This is a genomic window from Rhizobium sp. Pop5 (assembly GCF_024721175.1).
Lineage (GTDB): Bacteria > Pseudomonadota > Alphaproteobacteria > Rhizobiales > Rhizobiaceae > Rhizobium.
Map to the genome: position 1 here is coordinate 263,993 of NZ_CP099402.1, position 17,621 is coordinate 281,613.

The window sequence follows — 17,621 nt, forward strand, 5'->3', positions numbered from 1 at the left end:
AACAGCGTGAAACCGTCAGGGCGACGGCCCCTTGAAAAAGATCGTCGCCAGCGGCGGCAGCGTCAGCGATAGCGAGACAGGCCTGCCGTGCGCGGGCACGGGTTCGCTCGACACTGCCCCGTTGACGAGGCCCGAGCCGCCATATTCGCGGGCATCCGTCGTAATCTTCTCGATCCACATCCCGTCCCGCGGCACGCCGATCCGGTAGCCGTAACGCGGCACCGGGGTGAAATTCGAGACGACGAGCACCGAGGAGGAGCGATCGGGGGCATAACGCAGCATGCCGAGCACGGAATTGACGGCGTCGTCGGCGGCCGCCCATTCGAAGCCTTCGGGATGAAAGTCGCCGAACTGCAAGGCCGGCTCCTGCCCGTAGAAGCCGTTCAAATCCTTGACCAGCCGCTGAAGCCCGGCATGCGCCGGCCGGTCCAGCACGTCCCAGCTGACCGACGCGTCATGGTTCCATTCGCCGGGCTGGGCGATCTCCCCGCCCATGAACATCAGCTTCTTGCCAGGATGGCCCCACATGAAGGCGAGATAGCTGCGCAGGTTGGCGAATTTCTGCCACTCGTCGCCGGGCATCTTGCCGAGCAGCGAGCCCTTTCCGTAAACGACCTCATCGTGGGAAATCGGCAGCATGAAGCGCTCGGAATAGGCATAGATCATGCCGAAGGTCATCGTGTTGTGATGGTAGCTTCGGTAGACCGGGTCCTTCGAGATGTAACTCAGGCTGTCATGCATCCAGCCCATATTCCATTTGATGTCGAAGCCGAGCCCGCCTTCTTCGGGCGGCTTTGTCACGCCCGGCCAGGCGGTCGATTCCTCGGCAATCGTCACCGCATGCGGGCAGCGCTCGTGAATGATGCTGTTCAGATGCTTGAAGAACTCAACCGCCTCCAGGTTCTCCCGGCCGCCATATTTGTTCGGAATCCACTCCCCCTCCTTGCGGCTGTAGTCGCGGTAGAGCATCGAGGCGACGGCATCCACGCGCAGTCCGTCGATATGGTAGCGTTCGAGCCATTCGAGCGCGCTGGCGATCAGGAAGCCTTTCACCTCGTTGCGGCCGAGATTGTAGATCAGCGTGTTCCAGTCGCCGTGGAAGCCCTCGCGCGAGTCCTCGTGCTCGTAGAGCGCCGTGCCGTCGAAGCGGGCAAGCCCCCAGACGTCTGTGGGGAAATGGGCCGGCACCCAGTCGAGGATCACGCCGATCCCGGCGCCGTGGCAGCGGTCGACGAAATAGGCCAAATCCTCAGGCGTGCCGTAGCGGCCGGTCGGAGCGAAGAGGCCGAGCGGCTGATAACCCCAGGAGCCGCCGAAGGGATGCTCCATGATCGGCAGCAGCTCGATATGGGTAAATCCCATCTCGCTTGCATAGGGAACGAGCCTCTGGCTGAGTTCGACCCAGTCGAGCGACCGCCCGCCATTCTCCCGCAGCCAGGAGCCGGCATGCACCTCGTAGACGGAGACCGCGCCTTCCAGTGTTTCCTGTCGCGACCGGCTCTTCATCCAGACGTCGTCGGTCCATCGAAACCGCGTCGACGATGCGACGATCGAGGCGGTGGACGGGGCGGCTTCGCTCGCGCGCGCCACCGGATCGGCCTTCTGCGGCAGGCAATTTCCCTGTGCGTCGACAATCTCGAACTTGTATCTTTCGCCGGGCGCCAGCCGGGGAATGAAGAGCTCCCAGACGCCGGCCGACTGCCTCAGCCGCATCGGGTTTCGCCGCCCGTCCCAGGCGTTGAAATCGCCGACAACAGAGACGCGGCGCGCATTCGGCGCCCAGACGGCGAAACGAACGCCCGCGACGCCGTCGATCGACATCTCCACCGCGCCGAGCGTCCGGCTCAGGCTGTAATGGGTGCCTTCGGATATAAGATGGAGGTCGAGTTCTCCGAGCAGCAGGCCGAAACTATAGGGGTCCTCGGTGATCTGTTCGCCATCCGGCCATGTGATCCGCAACCGATAAGGCATTCTCGAAGCCGTCGCCGCCGCAAACAGGCCGGAGGGGTGAGCGATGCTGAATGGCGTCACCATCCTGCCGCTCTCTGCTTCGACGAGATCGACGCCTTCGGCGCCCGGCAGATAGACGCGTACGACCGTCATGCCACCGCTCTCGTGCGGACCGAGGATCGAGAAGGGATCGCCGTGGCGTCCCTCGATCAGCGCCCAGAGCGCATCGTGCCCGATGCCGGCGAGAAGTTCCGAGCGCTCGACATTCATGCCTTGCCTCCCGTCAGACGCGATAGGATTTCGGTAAGGCCGGAGAGTGGGATCGGCAGCCATTTCGGCCTGTTGCGGGCCTCATAGGCAATCTCGTAGGCGGCCTTTTCGAGAAGAAAGGCATCAAGTAGCCTCCGTCGCGGATCGATCGGCATGGCAAGCTCCTTCGATGTCGAGACCGCCTGCCAATAGGCGCCGAGAAAAGCCTCCTCGGCATTGCGCCCGAAGCGGGCGATGGCGTCGCGGCGGACTTCGTTCTCGTGCTCTGTCACGGCGTCGTTTTCGAGCTGTGCAGTAGCGACGAGATAGCTCAGCGATCTCAGAAGCCCGGCGACGTCGCGCAGCGGAACGGTCTTCGCCCGGCGCTCGGCGAGATTTTTCGCCGGCTCTCCCTCGAAATCGATGATGACGGCATCGCCCTCGCTGACGAGGATCTGGCCGAGATGGAAATCGCCATGCGTGCGCGTCATCAGCGCGCCCCTGGCGCTTTCGGCCAGTTTCGCCGCGAGTTCGACCAACTCGGTGCGGCGCTGGAGAAGCGGCGTGCCCAGGAGGTCGACCGCCGGATCGGCGTTTTCCTCACGTTCTGCCAGTTTCGACATGGCATAGGCCATCTCGCCGGCAACAGCCTTCTTGATCGCCTCGACTTCACCGTCGCCCGCCACGACCGGGCTGAAGGCTTCGTCCGCGTTCTGCCCGGCGAGGACGACATGCAACTCGCCCAATCTGAGGCCCACCATGGCCACGAAGCTGATCAGCGCCCGGAAGACGTCGTCGCCGGGCTCCACGGCAGGGTCGTTCAGCACCAGCTCGTCGGCCGCGCGGCGCAGATTGTTCAGCATCCAGTTCCAGGCATCGCCCTGGTTGCGGATCGCGCCCTGGACGATGATCAAGGTGGAGCGGCGCCCGCTGGAGTCGGTATGCGCGATCTCGCCGAGCAGCGGCGCGGTGTGGTCGTAGCCGGCACGGGTCAGAAACCGCGTCATCTCGACCTCCGGATGGATACCGGGAAAGATGTGCCGGATCAGCTTGATCATGGCGGTGTCGCCGACGATCAACGAACTGTTGGATTGTTCGGCCGAGAGCCAATGGACCGGCATGTGGTCGGTTACCTGCATGCGGTCGAGCCGCTCGGTGCCGAGAAATTCGAGGGTACCGGTGCGCCCGGTGATGCGCGAGCGGTCGGCAAGCCCGCGCAGGATGCCGCGGGCCATCCGCTCCACGGCAAATCCATCCGTCAGGAAGCCGACCCGCCTGCCCTGGCGAACCCGCCCGAGCGCCAGCTGCTGGGTCAGAGCCGACGGCTGCGCATCGTCCCAGGCGACCGTCAGGGGCAACTGATAGGATTCGGTGTGATCCGGCAGCACCGCCTCCAGCTCGCCGAGAACGACGCCGTCGGCATAGGGGATCGGCGTTGCCGAGACCAGCCGCGCCGCCTGAAGCGGCTGGTCCTTCGCCCCGAACCACCGCCGCCTGGCGAGATAGGCGGGCAGGATTTCGTTGCTGAGGACGCGCGCATGCGCGGGTTCGTCAACGAGATCGAGGAGGCCTCGGCGGATCACCATCGTCACGAGATCGGGAAGCTGTTCGGGCGGCGCCGTGCGCCAGGCCGGCGGATCGGCGTCGGCCTCCAGCTGGAACCAGAAGAAACCGTAAGGCGGCAGCGTCAGGAGATAGGTCAATTGCCCGATCGGCGGAAAGGGCGACATGCCGGTCAGCTCGATCGGCACGCGCCCCTCGAAGGTCGACAGGTCGAGCTCGACCGCTTGGGGCAGCCGCGAGAGGTTTGCGACGCACATCAGCGTCTCGCCGTCATATTCCCTGAGATAGGCGAGGATCTTGCGGTTCTCGGGCGAAAGGAAACGTAGCGAGCCGCGCCCGAAGGCCGGATGCCTGCCGCGCAGCGCCAGCATCTTGCGCGTCCAGTTGAGCAGCGAATGCGCGTCCGTGCTCTGCGCCTCGACATTGACGGCCTCGAAACCGTAGAGCGGATCGGCGATCAGCGGCAGGACGAGCCGCGCCGGGTCCGTGCGGGAAAAGCCGCCATTGCGGTCTGGCGACCATTGCATCGGCGTCCTCACCCCATCCCGGTCGCCAAGATAGATATTGTCTCCCATGCCGATCTCGTCGCCGTAATAGATCACAGGCGTTCCCGGCATCGACAGAAGAAGAGCGTTCATCAGCTCGATGCGCCGGCGGTCGCGCTCCATCAGCGGCGCGAGACGCCGCCTGATGCCGAGGTTGATGCGGGCGCGCTTGTCGGATGCATAGGTCTCCCAGAGGTAGTCGCGCTCGGCGTCGGTCACCATTTCGAGCGTCAGTTCGTCGTGATTGCGCAGGAAGATCGCCCATTGGCAATTCTCGGGGATCTCAGGCGTCTGGCGCAGGATGTCGGTAATCGGGAACCGGTCTTCCTTGGCGATCGCCATATACATGCGTGGCATCAGCGGGAAGTGGAAGGCCATGTGGCATTCATCGCCCTCGCCGAAATATTCGCGCGTATCCTCCGGCCACTGATTGGCCTCGGCAAGCAGCATGACGCCCGGATGGGTGGCGTCGAGGGCAGCGCGGATGCGCTTCAAGATGGAGTGGGTTTCAGACAGGTTTTCGTTGATCGTTCCCTCGCGCTCAACGAGGTATGGGATCGCATCGAGGCGAAAACCGTCAATGCCGGTTTCCAGCCAGAAGCGCATCACCTTCAGCAATTCCTCCATGACGAGGGGGCTGTCGAAGTTGAGATCCGGCTGATGGGAATAGAACCGGTGCCAGTAATAGGCGCCTGCGACCGCATCCCAGGTCCAGTTCGACTTTTCCGTATCGAGGAAGATGATGCGCGTTTCCGGGAATTTCTGGTCGCTGTCCGACCAGACATAAAAATCCCGTTCCGGCGAGCCCGCCGGCGCCTCTCTTGCGCGCTGGAACCAGGGATGCTGATCGGAGGTGTGGTTGATGACGAGCTCGATGATGACGCGGATATTGCGCTGGTGGGCGGCCTCGACGAAGGCGCGGAAATCCTCGACCGTCCCGTAGTCGGGGCTGACATTGCCGTAGTCGGCGATATCGTAACCGTCGTCGCGGCGTGGCGAGGGAAAGAAGGGCAACAGCCAGATCGCATTGACGCCGAGGGCTGCGACGTGATCGAGCTTCTGATGCAGGCCGGCAAAATCGCCGACACCATCGCCATTGGCATCGTAGAACGACTTAATGTGCAGCTGGTAGATGATCGCATCCTTGTACCAGAGCGGCTGCTCAGCATTACCGAGGTTCAGCGTATCCATTCATGCCTCCGCTGCGCGCACGCGCCAGATCGCAAAGGGCAGGATCTGAGGGTTCAGACTGACTGTCTGCCGTTTGCCGTTCCACCTGAAACGATGCCCGCCGACGAGATCCTCGGCGTCGAGCGCGCCGCCATCCCCGAGCGACCACTTCCAGAGCGGCAGCTCGACATCGCTTTGCTGAAAATTGTGGGGGTCGAGGCTGATTGCGATCAGCAGGACATTGTCTCGGGCACGGCTCGCCTTCTCGAAGAACAGGATGTTGTCATTTCCGGCATTCAGCAGGGTCAGCCCGAGATGCGAGTGCAACGCGGGGTTCTCGTTGCGGATGCGGTTCAGCATTCTGATTTCGGCGATGATGTTGCCCGGCCGGTCGTAGTCCCAGGCGCGGATCTCGTATTTCTCGCTGTCGGCATATTCCTTGCGCTTGGCATCGGGACGCCCCTCGCAAAGCTCGAAGCCGTTATAGACGCCCCACAGGCCCGACAGCGTGGCGGCGAGGGCCGCGCGGATCAGGAAGGCCGGGCGCGGCGCGTTCTGGAGAAAATCCGGATTGATGTCGTGGGTGTTGACGAAGAAATGCGGGCGGAAGAATTCCTTCGGCGCGGTCTCGGTCAGCTCCCGCATATATTGCTCGAGCTCCCACTTGGCATTGCGCCAGGTGAAGTAGGTATAGGACTGGGAGAAGCCGATCTTCGCCAGCCGGTACATGACCTTCGGCTTGGTGAAGGCTTCTGAAAGGAAGACGACGTCGGGATGGCGCGCCCTGATATCGCCGATCAGCCATTCCCAGAACGGAAAAGGCTTGGTGTGAGGGTTGTCGACGCGGAACAGCTTGACGCCCTGATCGACCCAGAGCTGGATGATGTCGCGGAGCTCCACCCAGAGGGAGGGCAGCGCGTCTTTCGTGTAGAAATCGACGTTGACGATATCCTCGTATTTCTTCGGCGGGTTCTCGGCATATTTGATCGTGCCGTCGGGGCGCCAATCGAACCAGCCGGGATGCTCCTTCAGCCAGGGATGATCGGGCGAAGCCTGGATCGCGACGTCGAGAGCGATCTCCAGCCCATGCCGGCCCGCCTCCTCGACCAGCCGGCCGAAATCTTCGAAATCGCCGAGTTCGGGATGGATGGCGTCATGGCCGCCCTCCTCGGAGCCGATGGCATAGGGGCTGCCGGGATCACCCGGTGCTGCCTTCAGGCTGTTGTTGCGCCCCTTCCGGTTGGTCGTTCCGATCGGATGGATGGGCGGGAAATAGAGCACGTCGAAACCCATATCGCGGATGGCGGGCAGCCTCGGGATGACGTCGTCGAAGGTGCCGTGCCGGTTCGGATCGCCGCTCTGCGAGCGCGGGAAGATCTGGTACCAGCTGGCAAAGGCTGCCGCCTTGCGTTCGGCATCGACGGCACTTACCGAAGAGCGGAGCCGGAACGGCCGCCTGTCGGCCTTGTTCATCAGCTCGGATGTCCTGGGATCGAGGAGGATGGCCGTGCGTTCGCCATCCGAAGCGCTCTCCAGGTTGTCGACCAGATCCTGCAAGTCGGCACCGAGTGCTGCCGGCCCTTCGGCCTTCGCGGCGAGAACGAGGTTCAATCCCTCCTGAAGCTCCAGCCTGAGGTCCAGCCTCGCATCGTTCTTCTTGGTCAGCTCGTAGCGGAAAATCGCGAACGGGTTCTTCCAGGCCTCGACCGCGAATTCGTAACGCCCGATGCGTTCCAGCAGGAATTCGGCCCGCCAGCGGTCGTTCTCGACCAGTTGCATCTCTGTCTCGCGCCACTCCGCCATGGCATCGTGTGGCCGCCAGAGCAGGACGGCTGCGATCGGGTCGTGACCGTCGGCGAAAATGTCAGCCTCGACGGTGACAATGTCGCCGACGACGCGCTTGACGGGAAAGCGCCCGTCATCGACCCGCGGCATGATATTTTCGATGGCAAGCCGCGGCGAGGCTATCGCATTGTCGGCGTCGAGAGTGGGCCGGGATGTAATCTGTGTCGGCGCCTTGCCTTCGATAACCAGGGTCTCCCCTGCCCGAAGGCGCAGGGCCGCGCCGTCGGCAGTGACGGGGAGAAAACCGGATGCCGCCTCGCGAAGCGCCGTCACCGGCGCGGGCGCGCTGCGCCGGAGGTCCCGGTTGAGCAGGATGAAGCGCACATTCGATGCGCTGCGCAAATCCCGCGCCTCCGATTGCAGAAGCGCCGAAACCGGCCCGTTGGCGTTGCGGATCAGGCGGAGCGACGGAGCGCGTTTGTTGTTGAGCCTGCCGATCTCGCTATTGGCGACACGAATTTCGGCGGAGATATCGAAGGCGAGATCGTGGCGCAGCTTCCGCAAGCCGGAGCCATCGCCATGGGTCGGGTCAAGCGGCGTCGCCGCACCATATTCGAAGCCCATGGGAACCATAAGGCCGCCACCGAGCGAGGCAGCAAGCCGCAGCGCTCTGACGGCGCGCCGCTCGAGAATTTCACGGCTCTCGGTCCCATGCGCGATGCGTCTTGCAAACGGCGGCTCGGGAAAGGCGACCTGCCAGCCGAGCGGCTCCTGGACGCGATGTTCCTCGACGAACCACCTCTCGTCGAGATCCCACCAGGCCATCGATGAAAAACATCCTGCAAAACCCGCATCCGCGATCGCCTGTCGGATTGCGAAGTCGGTGCCGGGCGTCCAGGCGAGGAATTGCGCCTGCGCCTTTTCGTTCGCCACAGCAATCAGCGATTTGAAGAACGCCGACGGCGCGCGATCGATCCCGAGCACCCGATAGCCGGAAAGGCCGAGGCCGGTGAGCCGCCGCAGCCGTTCGCTCCATTCCCCCAGCAATCGCGATTGGCGTTCCGCCCCCATGTCGGTCATCGGCTCCGCCGGGTCGAGCGGCGAGCGCCGGGGATCGACGGGACGAAAGCCCGCTTGCGGGTCTCGGGCTTTGCCGTCAAGCATCAGGTCCATGATCAAACTGACGCCGCTCTTACCGGCAGCCTCGGCCAAGCGCGCCAACCCATCCTCGATGGCGCTTCCAAGCGACAGTTCAGGATCGAGACGATCGAAATTCCGGGAGGCAAAGACGCCGCCACCGCCCCGATCGAACAGCGGCGCCGTCAGCACCTGCTCGAAGCCGATGTCCGCCGCATGGTCGAAGACCTCGCGCCACGCATCGATGCCTTGAAGGAGTAGCGGATTGACGTAGTAGATCCGGGGTGGGGTGCTGGGCACACCCTGCTTCACAGAGAGTAACATCGGCCGCCGCCTCGAGGTTGCTTTTCTGGCAAACTTCCTTTGGCGGTTGTTGTTCCACCGGTCCTGCCAAATTGCGGGCAGCGCACCCGGCTCTGCCAGTGCCGGATCGGGGAAACATGATCCAAGGTGATGACGCGGAGAGAGCTTGAGATTTCGTATCGCATCCGGCTAATTTCAGCCGTCCCGGAGGGTAATCCATTTGGCTGCCGACAGCGCATCGTTACTTCGACCCATACTCTTTGCCGCAAGCTTGTCGGCCTGCGTACCGTGCCTTGCCGCCTGGAGCATCGAGACCGATCGTTCGACGCCTGAGAAGCACGGCCTGTTCGAAATCCGCGAGCAGGCCAGGCGCTTCATCGCGCAGGAGAACGCCAGGGGCCAGGAGCAATGGGACGTGCTGGAGCCCAACGCGAAGGTGCTGGTCCCCCGCTGCGCGGTCCCGCTCCGGGCGGAATGGACGCCGAAGAGCCTTGGCCGCTCGAAACCCAGCGTGACGGTGATATGCGCGGACGCCGTGCCGAACACCGTGATGAGACATTGGGATGTGTTCGTACCGGTGCAGCAGAAACCTCGGCACTCCTGAAGACAGCACCAGAACAAGATTTGATGTACTGGATAAGATCATTGCGGTTGCAACGGAGGCACCTGACGTGAATCCATCAGTGGAATTGAGCTCCTATCCGGGACTTGACGACCGGATCGTGATCGTCAGGGCGGGGGACGAAGTGGATGCCGTGTTCGTTCGGACCGACAGATTCAATGTCCTGATCGATACGCTCGGCACGCCGGAGCAATGTAGGACAGCGCTCGATCTGCTTGCGGAGCAGGCCGAGGCTCGGCCGCTGATCGTCATCAACTCGCACATGGATTGGGATCACTTCTGGGGCAATGCCGCCATATCAGGGCGTGCTCCGATCATCGCGCATGCCGCAGCGCTCGAACGCCTGCGTGATCCCTCGACGCTACAGGTCTTGAAGGACAAGGCGAGCCAGGAATCGCGGTTTGGCAATGTCGAGCTCATCGGCCCCGACATCACCTTTTCCGGCTCGATGGTTCTCAATGGCGGCGACCTGACGCTGGAACTCATCCATACGCCCGGGCACACGCCCGACCATATCGCCGTCTGGATTCCAGAACTTCGTACCTGCCTGGCGGTCGATGCTGTGGAATACCCCATTCCGGAAGTCTGGAGCAAACGTTCCGAAGACCTTCGCCTGATCCGCGCCTCGCTCACCCGCATCCGTGACCTCAATGCAAGACTGGTCATCCCCGCGCATGGCAGGACATCGTCGCCTTCGACGGTGGATCAGAATCTCGCCTATTTCGAAGCCCTGGCCGATCGTGTCGGCGGCTTGAGCGAAAGCCGGTTGGCTGATCCGCAACTCGGCAGTGCAAGCGGTTTCCGGCTCGAAGATTTCGTCGCCATTCCTGGCGGCATGCCTTCGGACACGGCGGCATTCTACCGGAATTGCCATGAGACGAACCTTGGCGCGACGGTTCAGGCCCGTATCGAAACGCTGAAATCCGCATAGGAGGCCATGGCGTGGAACTGTTGGAGGGCGGGCGAACTGGGCAGATCTGGCGCAATGGCGATGCCGTCATCAGGCCGTCAGGCGCATGGACGCCGACGGTGCACCGGTTTCTGCGTCATTTGAGGAGCCGAGGCTTTCTGGCGGCGCCGGAGGCCATCGAAATAACAGGGGAAGGCCGGGAGGTCGTCAGCTATGTCGCCGGGCGCGTCTGCGAAGATCTCGGCGATCCGATTGCCGGATCGGAGCGCATGCTGCTTTCGGCGGCCAGGCTGCTTCGGGATTTTCATTCGGCATCCGAAGGTTTCCTGGAATTGGATGGCGAGGCTCGAACATGGATGCTGGCGCCGCGGGAGCCGCGCGAGATCGTCTGCCATGGAGACTTTGCGCCTTACAACATCGCCGCGTCAGATGGCGAAGCGACCGGGATCATCGACTTCGACACCGCCCATCCCGCACCGCGCCTGTGGGATCTCGCCTATGCGGTCTATCGCTGGGCGCCCCTCTCCGACCCCACCAATCCTTCCGTAGCGTTCGGCCTCGACGAACAGCTGCGGCGCGCGAAAATCTTCTGCGCTGCTTATGGCGCGACAGAGGAAGAACGGCGCGACCTCCCGGAGATGATCTGCAGACGGCTCCAGGCCCTCGTCGATTTCATGCTGGCAAGTGCGGCAGCCGGGGACGAGACCTTCGCAGAGGACGTCGATGCCGGGGATGCCCGCCTCTATCTTAACGACATCGACTATATCGGCATGCACCGGAACCGGCTGGTGGAAATTCTCAGTTGACTAGAGCCACTTCCTCCGGCGGAAGAAGGTGAACAGGCCAAGGCAAAGAACGCAGATGACGCCGAGCACGACGAAGTAACCATACTGGAATTTCAGTTCCGGCATGTCGCTGAAGTTCATGCCGTAGATGCCGGCGATGGCCGTGGGAACAGCGAGGATGGCCGCCCAGGCGGCGAGCTTGCGGGCGATCGCCGTCTGCTCCGTCTGGCCGATCATCACGCTGGCCTCGAAGGCGAAGGCGAGCACTTCGCGCAGCGCGTCAATATCCTCCTGCACCCGGCGCACATGGTCTGTCACATCGCGGAACAGCGACTGGAGGGTCGGATCCATGCCGGGAAGGTCGATATGCTCGTACCGCCGGCAGACGTCGACGAGCGGAACAACGGCGTTGCGCAGCCGCAGCAGCTTGCGCCGCAAAAGGTAAAGCCGCTCGATGTCGGACTTTCCCAGCTGTTCGCGCAGCACCAGGTCCTCGAGCTTCTCGACCTCCTCCTGCACCACCTCGATGACGGGCATATAGTTGTCGACGATGAAATCGAGGATCGAATAGAGAATGTAGTTCTCGCCATGGGCAAGGGCTGCCGGGGTTGCCTCGCAGCGCTGCCGGACAGCCAGATAAGAGGAGGATTCCCCGTGGCGAACGGAGACAACATAACCGCGGCCGACGAAGAGATGCGTTTCGCCGAAGATGATTTCGCCGTCCTTCATATGGGCGGTCCGGGCGACGATGAACATCGCCTCCCCGTAGATCTCCAGCTTCGGGCGCTGGTGGGGCTGCGCCGCGTCCTCGATCGCCAGAGCATGGAGATTGAACTCGGCCTGGATCTGATGCAGCAGCATTTCATCCGGCTCGTGCAGGCCGATCCAGACGATGGCGTTCTCCCGGTTTCGCCACTCGCCGGCCTCCTCTATCCGGATGTCGCGAATGCGCTGCCCATGCTGGTAGACGGCGGCCGCCACCACACCCGGCCGTTGTTCAAGCCGAGCCGACGCCGAACCGCTACCTTCCCTTGCGGGGACACTCTCCAGATCCTTCACCCGTTCCAAATTCCGCCATCCTCCCTATTTTCGGGATCGCATGTCGCGCGCCTCCCGAAGCACGCATCCGCAACCGACGTCGGCCGGGCGTTGCGTCGATCATAATGCCATTTCGCAAAACATGCATCCGTCTCGGCGGGAGCGTAAAAGTGCCGACGGTAAACAGGCTCTCAACGCATGGCGCATCATGAGAGCCTGCATGATGTTCAGTGTCGGATGGGCATCATGGTTGGAGGCCATCACCATCCAACGACGCGCATTTTGCGGGCTGCGCCGCTACAGGCTTTCCCGAGTCTAGGGCGAGCGAAGTTATCCAATACGTCCATCAGCTACGAGTGATCCTATAGACAGATGCGTTCCCTTCGACGCCGCGGAGCGGCGCTCCGAACTCCACGACTGTTTGTTCCGACAAAAGCTCCCGCACTCCTGGCGCCATATAGAGTGCTTCAGAGATGCAGAGTTCCCCGGCATCGGCCAGGGACTGCACACGTGCCGCAACATTCACCGTCTGGCCAAAATAATCGAGATTTTCGTTCAGCGTAACGGCGATCGAAGCACCGCAGTGGGCGCCAATCTTGAGGATGATACCCGGCTCGCCATGCTCGATGTTGAAGCGCTCGATTTCGTCCAGGATCTTGAGTGCTGCCGCAACCGCATCCGCCGGCCTGGAGAACACCGCCATCACGGCGTCACCGATCGTCTTGACGACGGCACCACCATGCTGTTGTGTCGTCAATTCCAGCAAGGCGAAATGCTCTCGCACCAGAGCATAGGCATTGAGATCGCCAAGCTCTTCGTAAAGCGCGGTAGAACCCTTCAGGTCGGTGAACAAGAACGTCACCTGGCGTATGCCAAGCCCTTCGCGTTCATCGACCCGCTCCGAGCGGAACAGCCGCCGGAATGTTTGTCGCGCGATCAGCATTCCGCCGGATACATATGGCTCGAATTCCAACGCCGGCTTACTCGGCAGCGCCACGATCTCGGGCGGCCAGTTGATCAGCATCAGCGAACCGCGAGCGGCTCCGCTGTTGTCGACTTCCACAACAGAGCGGCCCGGCGGCACCACCGCTCGGTCGGGCGCGAAGCGCTGTCCGTCGTAGCGAACGCGCAGCACTGCCGGCTCCGGCCCCGGCTCACCGGCGATCTCGACCATGAAGGCAGCCTGCGTCTGGACGTTGACCCCGGCCAAAACGCCAGGCCCTAACTCTACCGGCAGCCTGACCGTCGCCCCGCTCGGCAGATAGGAGAGGCTGCGTACAAAGCCGCGCAGCATATCGACAAACCGCACCGGCTGGCCCGGCAGCTTGCCATCGCCGGCAAACCGCAACTTCCAATGAAAGTCCTCAACCGAAAGAGAACTCGGATCGTGAAACGAAAGACGCCGGAGGCTCGGCGAGGCGGAAAACGTCACCTCGATGAAATCGTCGAGGTCGGTTTCACCCGATACGTCGCACAAACCGCAAACATAATGGGTTTTCAGCGTCCTAAGCGAACCGAAACTATCCAGCACCATTCCGGACTGAGGGCAAAGCACGTCCCAATGCATCTCGAACAGGCCGCAGCGCGCGGCGTGGAGGAAAAGGTCGATGCACTCGCCGTCGCCGATCGCACGGTCACGGGCAAAAGCGAGCGGATTGACCCGGTAGAGCGACAAATCCTCGCTGCTGCGGATCAATGCCTCAAACTTGGAAATCACGCGTGGGCTCCAGGATCGAGCCCGCTCGATCTCGGTCATCTTTCGTTCGAGGAGGCCATCATCGATACCGCTCATGGTATCCACCCCACCCGCTGGTGCAGCGATATCGACCTTCCGCGGGTCGAATCCTCGGCCTTCATTTCTTGCCGGGCATCGCTTTCATGCTACTTCATCCATATTCCTGCAGCAAGTCGCGGCACATGGGAGGCTGGTCGGCAGACGAACAACAGCCGATGACGCGCGGGTACACCCAGTCAGGCCGACCTTGCAGAACCGTAGCGCGACGAACGAGCCGCGAGACACCATAGACTGGTTCCGGCGTCGGGCGGCAAGGTGGTAAACGGCATTTTACGCATTGAGCAAATCGTTAAATTTTTTTTGTTAGAAATTTCCCCATCAATCCGGTCTGAAACCGGCAATTCGATTGAGGGCTTTCCATGCGCCGTCCAAATATCAAATCGAGTTTGTTGTTGATTTTCAGCGGCATAGCTCTTCTTTTCGGCTTGGTCGCCTATCTCGCGGTTGATGGCCTTCGCAAGACGAACGGCTCGACCGAAGAAATTGCGACTCGCTGGCTGCCGAGCGTGCAGGCTTCCCAGACGATCAATCTCAATATGACGAATTTACGCCTCGCCTACCGCGATCACATCATCGCGCAGTCGGCGGCCGAAAAGAAGACGCGCGAAGACACCATCGCCGTTGCCGAGAGCACGATCCGCAAATCGGTGGACGCCTATCTCCCGCTGATCTCCTCCGAGCGCGAGCGCGACTTGCTCAAGACGATCAAGGAGAGCGTGGAAGGCTACATCGCCAGCAGCGCCCAGCTGCTCGTCCTTTCCCGCGCCAACAAGACCGAGGAAGCCGGCCAGTATCTGGGCGGAGAGATGAAGTCCTATTCCGACAAGCTCAAGGAAGCCGTAGCGACCCTGGTCGAATTGAACGTCAGCGGCAGCAATCAGGCCGCCGAACTCAGCAAGACGGTCTTCGCTTCCGTAGAATTCTATCTGCTTGCCGCGATCGGCTTTGCCGGATTGCTCGTTCTCGGCGCGGTGTTCTTCGTGCTGACCGGCATCGCCAACCCGATCATCGGCATCACGGCCGCAATGCGGCGGCTCGCCGAAGGAGACACCACTTCGGATATTCCGTTTGCCGGCCGCGCCGACGAGATCGGATCGATGGCGGCGGCGGTGGAGATCTTCCGCCAGGCCGCGATCACCAACAAGCGGATGGCAATGGAAGCGGATGAAAGCCGCAGCCGAACGGAGGCCGACCGCATTGCCGCCCAGAACCAAGCGGAAGCCGACGCCTCGGAGCGGCTGCGCATCGCCACCTCGGGGCTTGCGACCGGCCTGAAGCGACTGGCGGCCGGCGATCTCGCCTTCCAGCTCAACGAGACCTTCTCACCTGATTTCGAGGCGCTGCGCCACGACTTCAATCAGTCCGTCACCCAGCTCGGCGCAACGCTGAGGGCGATTTCCGAAAGCATCGGCACGATCGACGAAGGCACGCGGGAAATCTCCTCAGGCGCAAGCGATCTTTCCAAGCGCACGGAGCAGCAGGCTGCTTCGCTTGAAGAAACCGCCGCCGCATTGGAGGAGATCACCGCGAACGTCACCAACTCCACCAAGCGGACCGAAGAGACGCGTAAGGTCGCCACCGAAGCAAATCACAGCGCCGTCATCTCCGCTGATGTCGTTTCCCACGCCGAAGAGGCGATGGAACGCATCGAGACCTCGTCGCAGCAGATTTCCAACATCATCAGCGTCATCGACGAGATCGCCTTCCAGACCAATCTGCTGGCGCTCAATGCCGGCGTCGAAGCGGCAAGAGCCGGCGAAGCCGGCAAGGGCTTCGCGGTCGTCGCTCAGGAAGTGCGCGAACTCGCCCAGCGCTCGGCAAGTGCTGCCAAGGAAATCAAGGGCCTGATCCAGAATTCCTCGAAGGAAGTGGAAGGCGGCGTCAAGCTCGTGCGCGATACCGGCCAGGCGCTCAAGACCATCGGCGGCTTCATCACCCAGATCAACCAGCATATGGATTCGATCGCAACGTCGGCAAAAGAGCAGTCGATCGGCCTCGGCGAAGTCAACGGCGCGGTCAACCGGATGGACCAGACCACGCAGCAGAACGCGCACATGGTGCAGCAATCGACGGCGGCATCCGATTCTCTGGCGCAGGAAGCCCAGAAGCTTCGCGAGCTCGTCGCCCAGTTCAGGCTCGACGATGCAGGCGTCAGCCAATCGGCAGCCCTTCGTTCGGCGGCAAGATCGATGGCTGAGCCGGCCGGCCGCGCAGCCATGCACGCGGTTGCCGCGCGCCGCTGAACGGCGCCTGCCAATCGCCGCTCATGGAAACCGAAATGAAGGCGCCCGGCCAATCGCCGGGCGCCTCTTTTATGTCAGGACGCGAAGGCCGGATTGCGCCGTGCGCCCATTCTCAGCACGAAATAGATCGCCCCGCCGATCCCGACGCCGAAGAACCAGCCGTAGGTGCCCCACCAGTCCGGCAGGATCGAGGTGAATGTCGGCAGGATCGAGGAGAAGAGCGCCCCCACCACAAAGGCGATGAACGCATTGCCGTGCCATCCGTTCTGGAAGCGGAACTCGCCGTTCTCATGGTAGAGCGCCTCGACGTTCAGCTGGCTCTTCCGGATGAGATAGTAGTCCACCATCATGATGCCGAAGATCGGCCCCATCGTCGATCCGATGAAGTTGACGAAATGCGCCGCACCGGTCTCCCAGGGAGCAAACGGATAGAGCACGAGAGCGATCAATGCGGCGATGTATCCGCCACGCTTGAAATTGATCTGGCGCGGGAAGACATTGGCGAAGTCGAAGGCCGGCGACACGAAATTCGCCACGACGTTGATGCCGAGCGTTGCGATCGCGAATGTCAGCGCGGCAAGCAGCGCCAGGAACCAGCTTTCGAATTTCGCCGATATCATTTCGGGATGCAGCAGGACCTCGCCATAGACCGTGAAGGCGGCCGTGGTGGTGACGCCCGCGACGAGGCAGAAGGCGAGCAGGTTGATCGGCAGGCCCCAGAGATTGCCTTTGCGCAGTGCCTTTTCGCTCGTCGCGTAACGAGAGAAATCGCAGAAGTTCAGGTAGAGCGCTGCGAAATAGGTGATCCAGGTGGCCGCTACCGCTGCAAGGGCGGCAAAGGAGCCTGGCTCGCCCGGCACGCCGGCATCCTTGGTCTTTTCGATCAGCACGTCGCGCGGGATCTCGGAACCGAAGGAGAAGGTGCCTGATTTGACGACCAGATAGACCGCAAGGATCAGCATCATGATCCAGACGGCAGGGCCTGCCCAATCCTGGAATTTCCGGACCGTTTCCATGCCACGCTGAATGATCAGCAGCTGCAGCGCCCAGACGACGACATAGCAGATCACCTCCAGCGTCGAATGGCCGAGCAGGTGGCTGTTCTGATGGAAGGCGAGCAGGCTCTCGTTGCGGATCAGCAGGGCGACGATGGCGCCGGAGGCGGCAGCGGTCTGTGCCCCATACCAGAAGCAGGCGACCACCGCCCGGACGAGTGCGGGAACATTGGCGCCGAACGTGCCGAAGGAGGCGCGCGCCAGAACCGGAAAGGGAACGCCCGTGCGTACGCCGGCATTACCGACCAGGCTCATCAGGAAGAAGATGACGAGGGAGCCGATGCCGATGGCGATGACGAAATTCACGAAGCTGCCGCAGAGCAGGAACAGGCTTGCCGCCAGATAATATCCCCACAGGCTATGAACGTCCGATGTCCAGACGTTGAAAATGCTGAATGCACCCCATTTGCGCTCCTCGGCGGGTGCAAGATCCTCGTTATACAACGAGGGAGACGGATTTCGTACGTTCAT

General features: G+C 62.2%; 10 protein-coding genes. 4 read left to right on the forward strand and 6 right to left on the reverse strand.

Annotated features, from left to right (window positions below; genetic code table 11):
• Positions 1–15: 15 nt before the first annotated feature.
• Genes glgB through NE852_RS29330 form a run of 3 tightly spaced genes read right to left on the reverse strand, consistent with a single transcriptional unit; the run spans position 16 to position 8,723 of the window.
• Entirely contained in the window at positions 16–2,220 is a 2,205-nt protein-coding gene (glgB, locus tag NE852_RS29320; protein ID WP_008532308.1) for a 1,4-alpha-glucan branching protein GlgB, read from the reverse strand.
• On the reverse strand, positions 2,217–5,498 hold the full coding sequence (gene treS, locus NE852_RS29325; protein WP_258157152.1) for a maltose alpha-D-glucosyltransferase: 3,282 nt from the start codon (positions 5,496–5,498) through the stop codon (positions 2,217–2,219). The genes glgB and treS overlap by 4 nt, the downstream gene beginning before the upstream one ends.
• A complete protein-coding gene (locus tag NE852_RS29330) occupies positions 5,499–8,723 on the reverse strand; it encodes an alpha-1,4-glucan--maltose-1-phosphate maltosyltransferase (protein WP_258157153.1) in 3,225 nt (1,074 codons plus the stop codon).
• 199 nt (positions 8,724–8,922) lie between these two features.
• Here NE852_RS29330 and NE852_RS29335 point away from each other — a divergent pair, with 199 nt between their 5' ends.
• From NE852_RS29335 to NE852_RS29345, 3 genes are all read left to right on the forward strand, one after another.
• Positions 8,923–9,306 carry a hypothetical protein gene (locus tag NE852_RS29335; RefSeq protein ID WP_258157154.1) on the forward strand — a complete coding sequence of 128 codons (384 nt, stop codon included), beginning with the start codon at positions 8,923–8,925 and terminating at the stop codon, positions 9,304–9,306.
• A gap of 67 nt (positions 9,307–9,373) precedes the next feature.
• Positions 9,374–10,255, forward strand: a complete 882-nt coding sequence (locus NE852_RS29340; protein ID WP_008532294.1) for an MBL fold metallo-hydrolase — start codon at positions 9,374–9,376, stop codon at positions 10,253–10,255.
• 11 nt (positions 10,256–10,266) lie between these two features.
• Positions 10,267–11,040 carry a phosphotransferase enzyme family protein gene (locus NE852_RS29345; RefSeq protein WP_008532292.1) on the forward strand — a complete coding sequence of 258 codons (774 nt, stop codon included), beginning with the start codon at positions 10,267–10,269 and terminating at the stop codon, positions 11,038–11,040.
• Here NE852_RS29345 and NE852_RS29350 read toward each other — a convergent pair whose 3' ends face one another.
• Together NE852_RS29350 and NE852_RS29355 are read right to left on the reverse strand one after the other, a co-directional pair.
• A complete protein-coding gene (locus tag NE852_RS29350) occupies positions 11,041–12,087 on the reverse strand; it encodes a magnesium and cobalt transport protein CorA (RefSeq protein WP_258157155.1) in 1,047 nt (348 codons plus the stop codon).
• 316 nt (positions 12,088–12,403) lie between these two features.
• The gene (locus NE852_RS29355) at positions 12,404–13,849 is read right to left on the reverse strand and encodes an adenylate/guanylate cyclase domain-containing protein (protein WP_008532289.1); all 1,446 of its coding nucleotides are present in this window, start codon (positions 13,847–13,849) and stop codon (positions 12,404–12,406) included.
• A 362-nt stretch (positions 13,850–14,211) separates the two neighbouring features.
• Between NE852_RS29355 and NE852_RS29360 the strand changes: the two genes are divergently transcribed.
• Positions 14,212–16,095, forward strand: a complete 1,884-nt coding sequence (locus tag NE852_RS29360; protein ID WP_258157156.1) for a methyl-accepting chemotaxis protein — start codon at positions 14,212–14,214, stop codon at positions 16,093–16,095.
• A gap of 74 nt (positions 16,096–16,169) precedes the next feature.
• Here the strand turns inward: NE852_RS29360 and NE852_RS29365 are convergent, their stop codons facing one another.
• Positions 16,170–17,621 (reverse strand): NCS1 family nucleobase:cation symporter-1, encoded by a 1,452-nt coding sequence (locus NE852_RS29365; RefSeq protein WP_258157157.1) that lies wholly within the window; start codon positions 17,619–17,621, stop codon positions 16,170–16,172.

Excerpts from the sequence above, each read along its gene's own strand:
- glgB (WP_008532308.1), bottom strand. The coding sequence starts at position 2,220 with ATGAATGTCGAGCGCTCGGAACTTCTCGCCGGCATCGGGCACGATGCG.
- treS (WP_258157152.1), bottom strand. The coding sequence starts at position 5,498 with ATGGATACGCTGAACCTCGGTAATGCTGAGCAGCCGCTCTGGTACAAG.
- NE852_RS29330 (WP_258157153.1), bottom strand. The coding sequence starts at position 8,723 with ATGTTACTCTCTGTGAAGCAGGGTGTGCCCAGCACCCCACCCCGGATC.
- NE852_RS29355 (WP_008532289.1), bottom strand. The coding sequence starts at position 13,849 with ATGAGCGGTATCGATGATGGCCTCCTCGAACGAAAGATGACCGAGATC.
- NE852_RS29360 (WP_258157156.1), top strand. The coding sequence starts at position 14,212 with ATGCGCCGTCCAAATATCAAATCGAGTTTGTTGTTGATTTTCAGCGGC.
- NE852_RS29365 (WP_258157157.1), bottom strand. The coding sequence starts at position 17,621 with ATGAACGTACGAAATCCGTCTCCCTCGTTGTATAACGAGGATCTTGCA.